The organism is Roseicyclus marinus, from assembly GCF_036322625.1.
Taxonomy (GTDB): domain Bacteria; phylum Pseudomonadota; class Alphaproteobacteria; order Rhodobacterales; family Rhodobacteraceae; genus Roseicyclus; species Roseicyclus marinus_A.
The window spans coordinates 3,159,740-3,173,538 of record NZ_AP027266.1; the positions used below are offsets into that span (position 1 = coordinate 3,159,740).

Annotated in this window: 18 protein-coding genes and 1 pseudogene; 13 read left to right on the forward strand and 6 right to left on the reverse strand. The window is 66.5% G+C overall.

All coding sequences use genetic code 11. The features are described from left to right. Nucleotides 1–22: 22 nt before the first annotated feature. The 3 genes from def to AABA51_RS15305 are packed head-to-tail and all read left to right on the forward strand — an operon-like array spanning nt 23 to nt 1,676. The gene (def, locus tag AABA51_RS15295) at nt 23–499 is read left to right on the forward strand and encodes a peptide deformylase (RefSeq protein ID WP_338276634.1); all 477 of its coding nucleotides are present in this window, start codon (nt 23–25) and stop codon (nt 497–499) included. Continuing rightward, nucleotides 499–1,413: a methionyl-tRNA formyltransferase gene (gene fmt / locus AABA51_RS15300; protein WP_338272936.1), complete on the forward strand. Its 915-nt coding sequence runs from the start codon at nt 499–501 to the stop codon at nt 1,411–1,413. Before def ends, fmt begins: the two co-directional genes overlap by 1 nt. Further along, entirely contained in the window at nt 1,410–1,676 is a 267-nt protein-coding gene (locus AABA51_RS15305) for a hypothetical protein (protein ID WP_338272938.1), read from the forward strand. The genes fmt and AABA51_RS15305 overlap by 4 nt, the downstream gene beginning before the upstream one ends. A 69-nt stretch (nt 1,677–1,745) precedes the next feature. On the opposite strand, the gene AABA51_RS15310 is transcribed toward AABA51_RS15305, so the two are convergent. The 5 genes and pseudogenes from AABA51_RS15310 to ispH form a co-directional block, all read right to left on the reverse strand. Further along, the gene (locus AABA51_RS15310; protein WP_338272940.1) at nt 1,746–2,369 is read right to left on the reverse strand and encodes a trimeric intracellular cation channel family protein; all 624 of its coding nucleotides are present in this window, start codon (nt 2,367–2,369) and stop codon (nt 1,746–1,748) included. After that, complete coding sequence (rnhA, locus tag AABA51_RS15315) at nt 2,366–2,815, reverse strand: ribonuclease HI (RefSeq protein WP_338272942.1); 450 nt, start codon at nt 2,813–2,815, stop codon at nt 2,366–2,368. Before rnhA ends, AABA51_RS15310 begins: the two co-directional genes overlap by 4 nt. Before the next feature lie 9 nt (nt 2,816–2,824). Beyond that, on the reverse strand, nt 2,825–3,274 hold the full coding sequence (locus AABA51_RS15320; protein ID WP_338272944.1) for a DUF3429 domain-containing protein: 450 nt from the start codon (nt 3,272–3,274) through the stop codon (nt 2,825–2,827). A 39-nt stretch (nt 3,275–3,313) separates the two neighbouring features. Further along, a pseudogene (locus AABA51_RS15325) lies at nt 3,314–3,928 on the reverse strand (LysE family translocator). 55 nt (nt 3,929–3,983) lie between these two features. Further along, nucleotides 3,984–4,934, reverse strand: coding sequence for a 4-hydroxy-3-methylbut-2-enyl diphosphate reductase (gene ispH, locus AABA51_RS15330; protein WP_338272945.1), 951 nt, complete (start codon nt 4,932–4,934; stop codon nt 3,984–3,986). 140 nt (nt 4,935–5,074) lie between these two features. Between ispH and AABA51_RS15335 the strand changes: the two genes are divergently transcribed. Next, nucleotides 5,075–5,545, forward strand: coding sequence for a c-type cytochrome (locus AABA51_RS15335; protein WP_338272946.1), 471 nt, complete (start codon nt 5,075–5,077; stop codon nt 5,543–5,545). A gap of 51 nt (nt 5,546–5,596) precedes the next feature. On the opposite strand, the gene AABA51_RS15340 is transcribed toward AABA51_RS15335, so the two are convergent. Continuing rightward, nucleotides 5,597–6,166, reverse strand: coding sequence for an NYN domain-containing protein (locus AABA51_RS15340; protein ID WP_338272947.1), 570 nt, complete (start codon nt 6,164–6,166; stop codon nt 5,597–5,599). Nucleotides 6,167–6,271: 105 nt separating this feature from the next. On the opposite strand from AABA51_RS15340, the gene folK reads away from it, so the two are divergent. The 9 genes from folK to rnc all read left to right on the forward strand — a co-directional run bounded on the left by folK (nt 6,272) and on the right by rnc (nt 13,658). After that, nucleotides 6,272–6,934 (forward strand): 2-amino-4-hydroxy-6-hydroxymethyldihydropteridine diphosphokinase, encoded by a 663-nt coding sequence (folK, locus tag AABA51_RS15345; protein ID WP_338272949.1) that lies wholly within the window; start codon nt 6,272–6,274, stop codon nt 6,932–6,934. A gap of 47 nt (nt 6,935–6,981) precedes the next feature. Next, a complete protein-coding gene (gene rpoZ, locus AABA51_RS15350) occupies nt 6,982–7,335 on the forward strand; it encodes a DNA-directed RNA polymerase subunit omega (RefSeq protein WP_338272950.1) in 354 nt (117 codons plus the stop codon). Nucleotides 7,336–7,366: 31 nt separating this feature from the next. After that, a complete protein-coding gene (locus AABA51_RS15355; protein WP_338272952.1) occupies nt 7,367–9,490 on the forward strand; it encodes a RelA/SpoT family protein in 2,124 nt (707 codons plus the stop codon). Between the two features lie 79 nt (nt 9,491–9,569). Next, nucleotides 9,570–10,211, forward strand: coding sequence for a DUF2062 domain-containing protein (locus tag AABA51_RS15360; protein WP_338272954.1), 642 nt, complete (start codon nt 9,570–9,572; stop codon nt 10,209–10,211). Nucleotides 10,212–10,243: 32 nt separating this feature from the next. Further along, nucleotides 10,244–10,987 (forward strand): pyridoxine 5'-phosphate synthase, encoded by a 744-nt coding sequence (locus AABA51_RS15365; RefSeq protein ID WP_338272956.1) that lies wholly within the window; start codon nt 10,244–10,246, stop codon nt 10,985–10,987. Between the two features lie 87 nt (nt 10,988–11,074). Beyond that, nucleotides 11,075–11,563, forward strand: coding sequence for a hypothetical protein (locus tag AABA51_RS15370; protein WP_338272958.1), 489 nt, complete (start codon nt 11,075–11,077; stop codon nt 11,561–11,563). After that, nucleotides 11,560–12,012, forward strand: coding sequence for a holo-ACP synthase (gene acpS, locus AABA51_RS15375; protein ID WP_338272960.1), 453 nt, complete (start codon nt 11,560–11,562; stop codon nt 12,010–12,012). Before AABA51_RS15370 ends, acpS begins: the two co-directional genes overlap by 4 nt. A 180-nt stretch (nt 12,013–12,192) precedes the next feature. After that, the gene (gene lepB, locus AABA51_RS15380; protein WP_338272962.1) at nt 12,193–12,978 is read left to right on the forward strand and encodes a signal peptidase I; all 786 of its coding nucleotides are present in this window, start codon (nt 12,193–12,195) and stop codon (nt 12,976–12,978) included. Then, the gene (gene rnc / locus AABA51_RS15385) at nt 12,975–13,658 is read left to right on the forward strand and encodes a ribonuclease III (protein WP_338272963.1); all 684 of its coding nucleotides are present in this window, start codon (nt 12,975–12,977) and stop codon (nt 13,656–13,658) included. Before lepB ends, rnc begins: the two co-directional genes overlap by 4 nt. Nucleotides 13,659–13,799 lie beyond the last annotated feature (141 nt).

Consider the following 13,799-nt stretch of genomic DNA (forward strand, 5'->3'; position numbering starts at 1 on the left):
GGGCCAGCGCCGCCCCTTCGTCATGTGGCCCGACAAGCGGCTCGCCACGCCCGCCGCCGATGTGGGCGCGCTCACCGACGATATCCGCGCGACCTGGGACGACATGATCGAGACGATGGAGGCGATGCCCGGCGTGGGCCTTGCCGCGCCGCAGATCGGCGTGATGCTGCGCCTTGCCGTGGTGGATGCCAGCGAGGAACGCGGCCGCGCGATCCGCATGGCCAACCCCGAGGTCATCACGGCATCCGAGGCGATGAACGACCACGAGGAAGCCAGCCCCAACCTGCCCGGCGTCTGGGCCAGGGTGACGCGCCCCGCAACCGTGAGCGTGGCCTTCACCGATCATCACGGCATCCGCGTGCGCCAGGATTTCACCGGCCTCTGGGCGACGAGCGTGCAGCACCAGATCGACCATCTGGCAGGCCGCATGTATTTCGACCGCCTGTCGAAGATGAAACGCGACATGCTGTTGAAACGGGCACGAAAAGGGGCGCGGTGATGCGGATCGTCTTCATGGGAACGCCCGATTTCTCGGTCCCGGTGCTCGACGCGCTGGTGGCCGCAGGCCATGACATCGCCTGCGTCTACACCCAGCCGCCACGCCCCGCCGGACGGGGGCAGGCCGAACGGCCGAGCCCGGTTCAGGCCCGCGCCGAGGCGATGAGGGTGCCCATCCGGCACCCGAAAAGCTTGCGGAGCCCCGAGGCGCAGGCGGAATTCGCGGCGCTCGGGGCCGATGTGGCGGTGGTCGTCGCCTATGGCCTGATCCTGCCGCAAGCGGTGCTCGATGCGCCCCGGCGCGGCTGCCTCAACATCCACGCCAGCTTGTTGCCGCGCTGGCGCGGCGCCGCGCCGATCCAGCGGGCGATCATGGCGGGCGATGCGGAAACGGGCGTCTGCATCATGCAGATGGAGGCAGGCCTCGACACGGGCCCGGTCCTGTTGCGCCGCGCCATCCCCATCGGCGCAGAGGAGACGGCGGGCGACTTGCACGACCGGCTGTCGAGGCTCGGGGCAGAGGCGATCACCGATGCCTTGGCGCGGCTCGACGATCTGGACCCACAGCCGCAACCGGACGCGGGCGTCACCTATGCGCAAAAGATCGACAAGGCCGAGGCGCGTCTGGACTGGACGCAGGACGCACCCCACATAGACCGTCAGATCCGGGGGCTGTCGCCCTTTCCGGGGGCCTGGACCATGATCGGGGGCAAGCGGGTCAAGATCCTGCGCAGCCGTCCCGCGCGAGGGGCGGGCAAACCGGGGCAGGTGCTGTCGGGTCTCACCGTGGCCTGCGGGACAGACGCGGTCGAGATCACCGAGGTTCAGCCCGAGGGCAAGCCCAGGATGACGGCAGAGGCGTTCTTGAGAGGCGCGCGCATCGCGCCCGGTGTGGTGTTGGGAGGTGAGCCATGATCCTGTTCTCGTTTTTCGGCTCGCTCATGCTGGCCGGTATCGTGGCCTTTCTCTTCGAGAAATGGGGCTGGACGCATAACGGCATCATCCCCTCTGTCCTGATCGCCTTTGGTGCGGTTCTGGTTCTTTACTTTCTGCGCGCGCTCTTTGGCTTCAGCCTCGGCTCGCCGGGGGTGACGGCGATCCTTGGCTCGGCGGCAGCGCTGATCCTGATCCCGACGGAATATGCCAATCGCAAACGGCAGGGCCGCAAGCGGCGCTGACCCCGGGCAGCGGTGCGGGGCGGCACCGTTAAGGCTTGCATATTTTTGGAAAGATGAAGCCGCAGCCTGTCAGGTGCGGGGCGGGCGCGGCTTGTAGACCGGCATCTGCCAGCCAAAGAGCAGCGATCCTGCGCGCAGCGTGAAACAGACGAGGATGCAGGCGGCGAGCGACAGCATGTCGGATGGCCAGAAGATCCCCGACACGAGATAGGCCGCCGCCCCCGCGAAAGCAGCCGTGACATAGAGTTTCCCGGTGCGGATCAGGAGCGGCACCTCGTTGGCGACGATGTCGCGCAAGAGCCCGCCGAAACAGCCCGTGGCAATCCCCATGATCAGGATGATCGGCACGCTTTGCCCCGTTTCGCTCGCCGCCCGCACCCCGGCTGCGACGGCGATGGGAAGCGCCAGCGCATCGAGCCAGGTGATGACCGCCATCCGGCTTTCCAGGAGATGGGCGGTGAAAAAGACGAGGACGGCGGCGGCGCAGGCGATGGCCAGGGGCGTCGGATCGGCGATCCAGAAGACCGGGTTGCGGTCCAGAAGCAGGTCGCGCACCGTGCCGCCGCCCATCGCCGTCAGGCTGGCGAGAAAGGCGAAGCCCACGATGTCGAGCTGCGCGCGCGAGGCGACCAGCGCGCCGGTCAGGGCGAAGACCAGCACCGAGGCGTAATCGAGCGCGGTCAGGATGCTCATTTGAAAGGCTTCATCCCCGCCCGCGCCAATTCGTCGGCGCGTTCGTTCTCGGGGTGGCCGGCATGGCCCTTGACCCATTCCCAGGTGACCCGGTGGCGCGCCTGCGCCTCGTCCAGGCGGCGCCAGAGATCCTCGTTCTTGACGGGCTTTTTGGTGGAGGTTTTCCAGCCGTTGCGCTTCCAGCCATGGATCCAGCCGGTCACGCCATTCTTCACATAGGCGCTGTCGGTGACGATGGTGATGGCGGAGGGGCGTTCCAGCGCCTCGAGCGCGGCGATGGCGGCGAGCAACTCCATCCGGTTGTTCGTGGTATCGGCCTCGCCGCCGTTCAGCTCGCGTTCCTTGAGGACGCTCTCGCCCTCCTTGGCCTGCAACAGGGCACCCCAGCCGCCCGGGCCGGGATTGCCGGAACAGGCCCCATCCGTATAGGCGAACAGATCAGGCATGCGCCCCCCTCATGCCAGCGCCCCGATGGCAAGGCAGATCACGACGACGCCGGTCAGCATCAGGCGCAGCCGCATCCACCACGCAGGCGCTATACCCTGCCGCGCGGCGCTGGCATCGATCGCCAGAAGCGCCACGAAGGCGAGGATCAGCATCCACAGGCTTTGGCGCGGCGGTGCGAAGGCGGTGAAAAAGACGAACAGCGCGGGCAGGACGGAGAGGATGTAGAACAGCGTCGCCTGCCGCCCCTCGGCCCGCGCGGCGAATCCCCAGATCACGCCCGCCATGAAGCACAGGATCACGATCCCGTAGATCTGCAACAGCGCGGGGCCTGCGTGATAGACGCTCCAGGCCCGGCCCAATTCCGCCGTGCCGGGCAAAAGCACCGTGACCGCCCCGTAAAGGAACGGGATCAGGCCGGACAGGCCGAGGATCAGGGCGGATGTCGGAATGCGCGTCATGGCCGCTATCTGCCTTGCCGCGCGGACCCAGGCAAGGGTTCAGGCGCGTTCCAGCGCAAGGCGGCCCGCCAGCGCGGCGAAGATCACGGCAAAGGACCGGTTGAGCCAGGCCATCACCCGCGCGGACCCGAGGATCCTGTCGCGTGCGGCCGCCGCAAAGGCGCCGTAGACAAGAAAGACCGTCAGCGTCATCGCCATGAAGACGCCGCCGAGGATCAGGGTTTCGTGCGTGACGGTGTCGGGATTGCCCGACAGGAACGGCGTCAGGAGCGACAGGAAGAAGATCGAGAGCTTCGGGTTGAGCACGTTGATCAGCGCCCCGCGGCGGGCGACGGCAAGGCCCGGTTCGACTTGCGTCCGCGGTTCGACCCGCAGCGCACCGCCCGACCGGAGGGCGGACCATGCGAGATAGAGAAGATAGGCCACGCCCGCGAATTTCACGACGTTGAAGAGCACGGCGGAGGTATGGAGCACGGCAGCCAATCCCAATGTCGCCGCCAGGAGATGCGGCACGATCCCGAGCGTACAGCCCAACGCCGCCCAGGCCGATGCCGCCCGCCCGCGCCCCAATCACACGGCGAGCGTGTAGATGACGCCCGTGCCGGGGGCGAGGACGACGACGAAGGCGGTCAGCAGGAACTGGGTGGACAGCATGGGAACGCCTTTCGCATCGGCGGGATGAACGGCCCCTTGGGGCGCGGCATGGGCGTCAGGCCGGTTCGCGCAACACGCGCGGCACCTTGAACTCCACGTTTTCCTCGGCCGTCACGACGGGCTTCACCGTCACCTCGAACCGCTCGCGGAAGGCGTCGATGACCTCGTTCACCAGCACCTCGGGCGCGCTGGCCCCGGCGGTGATGCCCAGCGACCCGATCCCCTCCAGCGCGCGCCAGTCGATATCGGTGGCGCGCTGCACGAGCTGCGCATAGCGGCAGCCGGCGCGCGCGCCGACCTCGACCAGACGTTTGGAATTCGACGAATTGGGCGCACCCACCACCAGCATCGCATCGGCCAGGGGTGCCATGGCCTTGACCGCTTCCTGCCGATTGGTGGTGGCGTAACAGATGTCTTCCTTGTGCGGGCCGACGATGGCGGGGAAGCGCGCCTGCAGGGCCGCGACGATTTCCGCCGTGTCATCGACCGACAGCGTGGTCTGGGTGACGAAGGCCAACCGCGCGGGATCGCGGACCGTGACCTTTTCCACATCCTCGACCGTTTCGACCAGCAGCACCTCGCCCTCGGGCAATTGGCCCATGGTGCCGATCGTCTCGGGATGGCCCGCATGGCCGATCATGATCATCTGCAGGCCGTTGTCGTGGTGCCGCGCCGCCTCGATATGGACCTTGGAGACCAGCGGACAGGTCGCATCGACATAGACCATGTTGCGCTGCGCGGCCTCAAGCGGCACCGATTTCGGCACGCCATGGGCGGAAAAGATCACCGGGCGGTCGGGCGGGCAATCTTCCAGCTCCTCGACGAAAACGGCCCCTTTCTCGCGCAGGTCGTCGACGACGAACTTGTTGTGGACGATCTCGTGTCGGACATAGACCGGCGCGCCCCATTTCTCGATCGCCATCTCGACGATCTTGATCGCCCGGTCCACGCCTGCGCAAAACCCGCGCGGCGCGGCAAGGTGGATGGTCAGCGGCGGCTTGGTCATGGGCGGCCTCGGGCGGAAACTGCGTGTCAGGTCAACGTGACACCACAGCTAAGACCAAACGCGCCGCCCGTCCAGTCCGGGGGCTTGCCTTCCAGCAGGGGGAAGCTGCAATTCCCCGCCCCGACACAGGAGGGAACATCATGCGCGCATCCATCATCGGCCTGGCCACAATCTGCGGTTTGACGGCGGGCGCAGCATTCTTGTGGCCTGCGGGCGCGACCGAACAGCCGGGCCAGATCCTGCCCTGGCGGGATGCCGCCGTGGTTGCCCAAGGGGCCGCGATCTACGAGGCGCAATGCGCAGCCTGCCATGGCGCAGAGCTGGAGGGGCAACCCGATTGGCAGGTCAGACGCGCCAATGGCCGCCTGCCCGCCCCGCCGCATGATCCGACCGGCCACACCTGGCACCACCCCGACGCGCAACTGATCGACATCACCACGCGCGGCACGGCGGCCATCGTCGGGGGCGGCTACCAAAGCGACATGATCGGCTATGGCGACATCCTGACCGAGGCCGAGATCATCGCCGTCCTGAGCTACATCAAATCGACATGGCCGCCCGAGGTCATCGCCATCCATGACGAGATCAACGCACGCTCCGTGCTGCGGTGACGGGCAGGCCCCGCTGTATCGGGGCCCGCCCACAAGACAGGCGCCTTGGCCTCAGACCTCGGCCTCTTCCCGCTGTGAGGAGGCGCGATCGTCGCGCGGGGGGCGGCCGATGACTTCGCGCAGCTCGTCGAGCTCGATGAAATTGTCGGCCTGACGGCGCAGGTCATCGGCGATCATCGGCGGCTGGCTGCGGATCGTGGACACGACCGACACCCGGCACCCCTTGCGCTGCAACGCCTCGACCAGCGGGCGGAAATCGCCATCGCCCGAGAACAGCACGATATGGTCGACGTGATCGGCCGTTTCCATGGCATCGACCGTCAGCTCGATATCCATGTTGCCCTTGATCTTGCGGCGTCCCTGGCTGTCGGTGAATTCCTTGGCCGGTTTCGTCACCATCGTGAACCCGTTGTAATGCAACCAGTCCACGAGGGGGCGGATCGGGGAATATTCCTCGTTCTCCAAAAGCGCCGTGTAGTAGAATGCGCGCAACAATTTGCCACGCTGCATGAATTCCTGACGCAAGAGCTTGTAATCTATGTCAAAAGACAAGGCCTTGGCGGCAGCATAGAGGTTGGAGCCATCAATAAACAACGCCAACCGTTCATCACGATAAAACATTTGCAACTTCCTTGCTGTGTCGGTGCCCACGCCGGAAATTGGCAGGGAGTGAACCTGCCGAACGCATGGCACCAAGGTGCGCCAAAATAGAGATGGGCAAGAAACGTGCAACCGAAGAGAAACACTCAACCACCCGCCTTGGCCCTCATCGCCTTGGGAGCGAACCTGAACACTGACACTGACAGCCCCGCGCAAACCCTGAAAAAGAGCCTTCTCCACCTTTCAGAGAAGGGCGTTTCCGACATCAAGACAAGCCGATTGTTTCGCACGCCCGCCTTTCCTGCGGGTTCCGGCCCCGATTACGTGAATGCGGCGGCAGGATTTCGCTGGTCCGACACCCCCGAGGCGCTCTTGGCCCTTTTGCATGAGGTCGAGACCGAACTGGGCCGGGTGCGCGCCGAACGCTGGGGGGCGCGGGTCATCGACCTCGACCTCGTGGCGCTTGGCGACATGCTGCGCCCCGATGCGCAGACACAGGCGCATTGGGCGGCTCTCCCGCCCGAGCGCGCGGCGCAGGAATTGCCCGACCGCCTGATCCTGCCCCATCCCCGGCTGGCCGAGCGCAGCTTCGTTTTGGTGCCCCTGGCCGATATCGCCCCCGATTGGCACCACCCCGCCACGGGTCTGGACATCGCCACCATGCTGGCCGCGCGCCCTGCCGCCGAACGGGCCGAGATCACCCCCATTCCCTGGGCGGGGCAGGATGCCCCCGCAACCAGTGCTCAGAACCCCTGTTCCGGGCTTGTGTTCCGGGGCATCCGGGGATAACAGGGACGCTTATTCCGCTCCCGAGCAGATTCTGGAGGTGCCTTCGCATGGCCCGCGTCACCGTTGAAGATTGCGTCGACAAGGTTCCCAACCGCTTCGAGCTTGTCATGCTTGCCGCCCACCGCGCCCGTGAGATCGCGTCCGGCTCGGCCCTGACCATCGACCGCGACAACGACAAGAACCCCGTCGTGGCCCTGCGCGAGATTGCCGAGGAAACGCAAGGCGCCGACGATCTGCGCGAGCGCCTGATCGAAAGCCACCAGACCCAGATCGAGGTCGACGAACCCGAAGAAGACGCGATGGCGCTGCTTCAGGGTGTGGAGGCGGATCGCCCCGCGCGCGACGACATGAGCGAAGAGCAGATGCTGCGCGCCCTCATGGAAGCACAGGGCCAGCGCTGACCGCCATGGCCACCGGCGGGCTGGGACAAGAATGATCGACGCCGACGACCTTCTTTCGCTTGTCCGCAACTACAACCCGAAAACCAACGAGGCGCTCCTGAGGGGCGCCTATGCCTATGCGCAGCGGATGCACGAGGGGCAAACACGCCATTCGGGCGAGCCCTATTTCACCCATCCCGTCGCCGTCGCCGCCATCCTGACCGAACAGCGGCTGGACGATGCCACGATCGCCACGGCGCTGTTGCACGACACGATCGAGGATACCAAGGGCACCTATACCGAGATCGAGACGCTCTTCGGCCATGACGTGGCCGAACTGGTCGATGGCGTCACCAAGCTGACCAACCTGGAACTCTCCAGCCGCGAATCGAAACAGGCCGAGAATTTCCGCAAGCTCCTGATGGCCATGTCCAAGGATCTGCGCGTGATCCTCGTGAAACTGGCCGACCGCCTGCACAACATGCGCACGATCCGGCACATGAAACCGGAAAAGCAGGCCAAGAAGGCGCATGAGACGATGGACATCTACGCGCCGCTTGCGGGCCGGATGGGCATGCAATGGATGCGCGAGGAGCTGGAGGACCTGTCCTTCCGCGTCCTGAACCCCGAGGCGCGCACCTCGATCATGCGACGCTTCGTGACGCTGCAAAAGGAAACCGGCGACGTCATCCCCCGCATCACCGAGGATATCGAGGCCGTGCTCGACAAGCACGGGCTCAAGGCCGATGTCTTTGGCCGCGCCAAGAAACCCTTTTCGATCTGGCGCAAGATGCAGGAAAAGGATCTCGCCTTTTCGCGCCTCTCCGACATCTACGGCTTTCGCATCATCACCGGCACCGAGGATGATTGCTACCGCATCCTCGGCGCGATCCACCAGCGCTGGCGCGCGGTTCCGGGGCGGTTCAAGGATTACATCAGCCAGCCCAAATCGAACGGCTACCGCTCGATCCACACCACCGTGTCGGGCCGCGACGGCAAACGGGTCGAGGTGCAGATCCGCACCCGCCAGATGCATGACGTGGCCGAATCGGGCGTGGCCGCGCATTGGTCCTACCGCGACGGCGTCCGGGTCCAGAACCCCTTTGCCGTCGACCCGGCCAAATGGCTCGAAGGTCTGACCGAACGCTTCGAGACCGCCGAGGACAACGAAGAATTCCTCGAGCACGTCAAGCTCGAGATGTATTCCGACCAGGTGTTCTGCTTCACCCCCAAGGGCGACGTGGTGAAACTGCCCAAGGGCGCGACCCCCATCGATTTCGCCTATTCGATCCACACGCGGATCGGCCATTCCTGCGTGGGCGCCAAGGTCGACGGCCTGCGCGTGCCGCTCTGGACGCGTCTGAAAAACGGCCAGTCGATCGAGATCATCACCGCCGAGGGCCAGACCCCGCAAGCCAGCTGGATCGACATCGTGGTCACGGGCCGCGCCAAGGCCGCGATCCGCCGCATGCTGCGCGAGGAAGACCGCGAACGCTACATCAAGCTGGGTCGCGAACTGGCGCGCGTCGCCTTCGAGCAATTCGGCAAGAAGGCCACCGACAAGGCGCTCGACACCGCCGCCCGCGCCATAGGCCTCAAGGATGGCGACGAATTGCTGGCGCGGATCGGATCGGCCGAATTGTCCGCCCGCCGCGTCGTGGCCCGCATCTACCCCGAGCTTGCCGGCCGCACCGAACAGGGCGAGGTCGAAGCCGTGCGCGCCGTCATCGGCCTGCCCTCGGGCACCGAGATCCGCCGCGCGCAATGCTGCCAACCCGTTCCGGGCGAACGGATCGTGGGCATCACCTATGCCGGGCGCGGGCCCATCGTGCATGCCATCGACTGCGGCGCGCTGGCCGCCTTCGACACCGCCCCCGAACGCTGGATCGACCTGCACTGGTCCGAAGGCCGCCATGCCGCCGTCCACAACGTGACCATCGATGTCACGCTGTCCAACACCAACGGCGCCCTGGGACGGATCTGCACATTGATCGGGGAACAGAACGCCAATATCTCCGACCTGCACTTCATCGACCGCAAGCCGGATTTCTTCCGGCTTCTGATCGACGTGGACGTGCGCAATGCGGAACATCTGCATGCGGTCATGATGGCGGTCGAACTTGACAGCGACGTGGCCAGCCTGCAGCGGTTCCGGGACCTCGAACGCCGCCCTTGAGACGAGGGGGGGCGCGACGGGTCCAGCGAAAGGGGACGGGTGCCGTTCGCGGCCCCGTCAGGAAGGAAAGACGAGGCTGGTGTTCAAGCGCCGCGATTCCCGCTCGATCCTGCGCATCGTCACAGAGGCGTTCTGGCCCCGTGGCGGCTGGGTCCGCGCCGCGCAATACGTCAAGCACCGCATGCGCCGCCTGCCCGGCACCCCCGAACAGATCGCCCGCGGCGTCTTTGCCGGGGCCTTCACCGTCTTTACCCCCTTCTTCGGTCTGCATTTCGTCGTGGCGGGTCTTCTGGCCATGGTGATGCGCGGCTCGATCCTCGCAGCCCTCCTGGCCACCTTCCTGGGCAATCCGCTGACCTATGTCCCCATCGCCTGGATCTCGCTCCAGACCGGGCACTGGATGCTCGGCACCAGCATGCGCGGCAGTCTCGACGATTCGATCTTCTCGAAATTCGGCGCGGCGGCGGGGGATCTCTGGCACAATGTCATCGCGATCTTCACCCCCGAGACCGCGCATTGGGACGAACTCCACCGCTTCTATGACGATGTCTTCTTTCCCTGGATGATCGGCGCGATCATCCCCGGCCTGATCTGCGGCGTGATCTGCTACTACCTCAGCGTCCCGGTGATCCACGCCTATCAGAAACGGCGAACAGCCAGATTGCGAAAGAAGATGGAAAAGCTGCGCGCACAGGCTGGCGCGGCCCCCGCAAAGCGCTAGGCTGCATCTCGCAACAAGAAGGGATCGGGACCATGGCGGATCGTCTCCGTTTGGGCGTGAACATCGACCACGTCGCAACGCTCAGGAACGCGCGGGGCGGCGCCCTGCCCGATCCGGTGCGCGCCGCCGTGATGGCCGAACAGGCCGGGGCCGACGGCATCACCGCCCACCTGCGCGAAGACCGCCGCCACATCCGCGACGCCGATATCGGCGCGATCATGGGCGCGATCACCATCCCCTTGAATTTCGAAATGGCCGCCACCCCCGAAATGCAGGCCATCGCCCTGTCGCACCGCCCCCATGCCGCCTGCATCGTCCCCGAACGCCGCGAGGAACGCACCACCGAAGGCGGGCTCGAGGTTGCGGCGAATGCTACTTGGATGGGCGATTACATCGCGCCGCTGCGCGATGCGGGCTGCCGCGTCTCGCTCTTCATCGCCGCCGATCCCGCCCAGATCGACGCCGCCGCCCGGATCGGCGCACCGGTCATCGAACTCCATACCGGGGCCTATTGCGATTTCCACGCCGAGGGGGATTTCGCCGCCCGCGACGCCGAACTCGCGCGCCTGATCGATGGCGCGAAACAGGCCGCCGATCTGGGGCTCGAGGTCCACATGGGCCATGGTCTGAGCTATGACACCGTCGCCCCCATCGCCGCCCTCCCCGAGGTGCGCGAACTCAACATCGGCCATTTCCTGATCGGCGAGGCGGTCTTTGTCGGCCTGCCCCAGGCCATCGCCACGATGCGCGCCGCCATGGACAAGGCGCGCGGCTGACAGCCCGCCCGATGCCGCGCGGCGCAAGGCGGGGCGCGTTCCCCGATTGCTCTTGCCCAAAAGTTGCGCAAATCTGAACCCCGCCACGTGGATTCCCTGCCGCCGGAGGGCCCCTTGCACATTTCCCCGCTCCTGACGGCCCTGGCCCTCGGCCTCGTGACCTCGCTCTCCCTCGGGCAGCAGGCCATCGGACAGGCGATCCGCCCCTGCGAGGGGCTGATCGACATCACCATGATCTCCGAGCCCTGGGACAGCTACAGCCGCAGCTATGCCGAGGGCGCGATCCGCCTGTTCGAGGCCTATGTCGCACCCACGATGGCGGCGGGTGCCGTCATCGGCATCCTGCATCCCCTGCCCGGCGATCCCTATCCGACGCGGGTCTGCACGGCGGTCCTTCACGCCGATCCCGCCAATCCCTTCTTCGCCGAGGCGCTCGTCTCCCGGACGACGGCCTCCTATGATCCCGCGCGCGGCCTGACCCTGCGCGTGCCCGTAAGTTTCCCCGATTTCCGCCAGCCGATCCCGGCGGTCGAGATCACCATCAACCAGGCCACGGGCCAAGTGAGCGCGCGATGATCCTCGGCATCGGAACCGACCTCGCCAATATCGAACGGATCCAGGCCGCGCTCGACCGTTTCGGCGACCGGTTCCGCGCGCGCGTCTTCACCGACACCGAGCGCCACCGCGCCGAACGTATGAGCGATCCCGCCGCCGTCTACGCCAAACGCTGGGCCGCCAAGGAAGCCTGCTCCAAGGCGCTCGGCACCGGCCTGCGCATGGGCATCGCCTGGCGCGACATGGCGGTCTCGAACCTGCCCTCGGGCCAACCGGTGATGCAGGTCACCGGCTGGGCCAAGGAACGGCTCGACCAGATGACGCCCGAGGGCTACACCGCCATCATCCACGTCAGCCTGACCGACGACCATCCCTGGGCCCAGGCCCATGTGGTGATCGAGGCCCTGCCCAGCCCCGAGGAAAGCCTCCGCCCCGGATCGGCCCTGCCGCCGCCCCGCACGCTCAGCTGACGCCCCGCGCGCCCTTCCCGGCTTCATCTTTCCAAAAATATGCACGGCGCGACGCGGCCACTCGCCCCAGGCCGGGCAAGCGCCCGCCGAAATCCGCTTGCTTCCTTGACTTGCGCCGGGGGCTGGCCCAAACCCGCCGCAAGCGGCGACAGGCGCGGCAACGGACAGGCAGGACGGATCATGGCGGCAGCGGCCAAATCGGACGGTATCTGGGAAACGGTCAAGACGATCGTCTACGCGCTCCTGATCGCGGGCGTCTTTCGGACGCTCTTCTTCCAGCCCTTCTGGATTCCCTCGGGCTCGATGAAGGACACGCTCCTGATCGGCGACTTCCTCTTCGTCAACAAGATGGCCTATGGCTATTCGCGCCATTCCTGCCCCTTCTCCATGTGCCCCTTCGAGGGGCGCATCTTCGGCAGCCTGCCCGACCGCGGCGATGTCGTGGTCTTCCGCCACCCGACCGAGGGCAGCGATTTCATCAAGCGCGTGATCGGCCTGCCCGGTGACCGGATCCAGGTGATCGACGGGCTTTTGCACATCAACGGCACCCCGGTCGAACTGACCCCCGAACCGCCCTTCGAGGAAGCCTACGAACGCCAGGGCCCGCAGCAATTGCCGCCGCGCTGCTCCAACGGCCCGGTGGGCGAAGGCGCGATCTGCCTCAAGGAACGCTTCACCGAAACGCTCCCGAACGGGGTCAGCCATTCGATCCTGAACATCGCCGACGGCGGCCGCGCAGACAACACGCCCGAATTCACCGTCCCCGAGGATCATGTCTTCGTGATGGGCGACAACCGCGACAATTCGGTCGATTCGCGCTTCCCGCAATCGGTGGGCGGCGTGGGCTTCGTGCCGATGGAAAACATCCTCGGCCGCGCGGACCGGATCATGTTCTCCTCCGCCGGACAGCGCATGGTCTATTTCTGGACCTGGCGGTCGGACCGCTTCTTCCGGGCGGTCGAGTGAAACTGTCGCGCGACCTGACCGATTTCTGCACAAGGCTCGGCCATGACTTCGCCGACCCGGAATGGATCACGCGCGCGCTGACCCATTCCTCGCTCAGCTCGCCCACCCGCCCCGACAACCAGCGCCTGGAATTCCTGGGCGACCGGGTCCTGGGCCTCGTCATGGCCGAGGCGGTTCTGGCCCATGACACCCAGGCCCGCGAAGGCCAACTCGCCCCCCGCTTCAACGCGCTGGTGCGCAAGGAAACCTGCGCCGATGTCGCCCGCGAGATCGACCTGGGCGCGGTCCTGAGGCTCGGCAAATCCGAGATGTCGACCGGCGGGCGGCGCAAGACCGCGCTTCTGGGCGATGCGATGGAAGCGGTGATCGCCGCCGTCTACATGGATGGCGGCTTCGACGCGGCCCGCGCCGTCATCCTGCGGCTCTGGGGCGCCCGCGTGGCCGGCGTGGCCGAGGATGCGCGCGACGCCAAGACCGCGCTGCAGGAATGGGCACAGGCCCGCGGCATGACCCCGCCCGTCTATACCGAGGTCTCGCGCAGCGGCCCTGACCACGCCCCCCTCTTCCAGGTCGAGGCGCGGCTGTCGGACGGCACCGCCGTCACCGCCGAGGGCCGCGTCAAGCGACAGGCCGAACAGGCCGCCGCCCGCGCGCTGCTGGACCGGCTGGAGCGGGGTTAGGATCTAGCCGCCTTGGGGCGGCGACCCGTGCGAGGGGGGCTGTCTGCCCCCGCGCATCCCGAAGGGATGGAAAGGCAGGCGAGGGGGGGGCTGTCTGCCCCTCTCGCGCTCCCCCCGAGGATATTTTTGAAACAGAGAAGG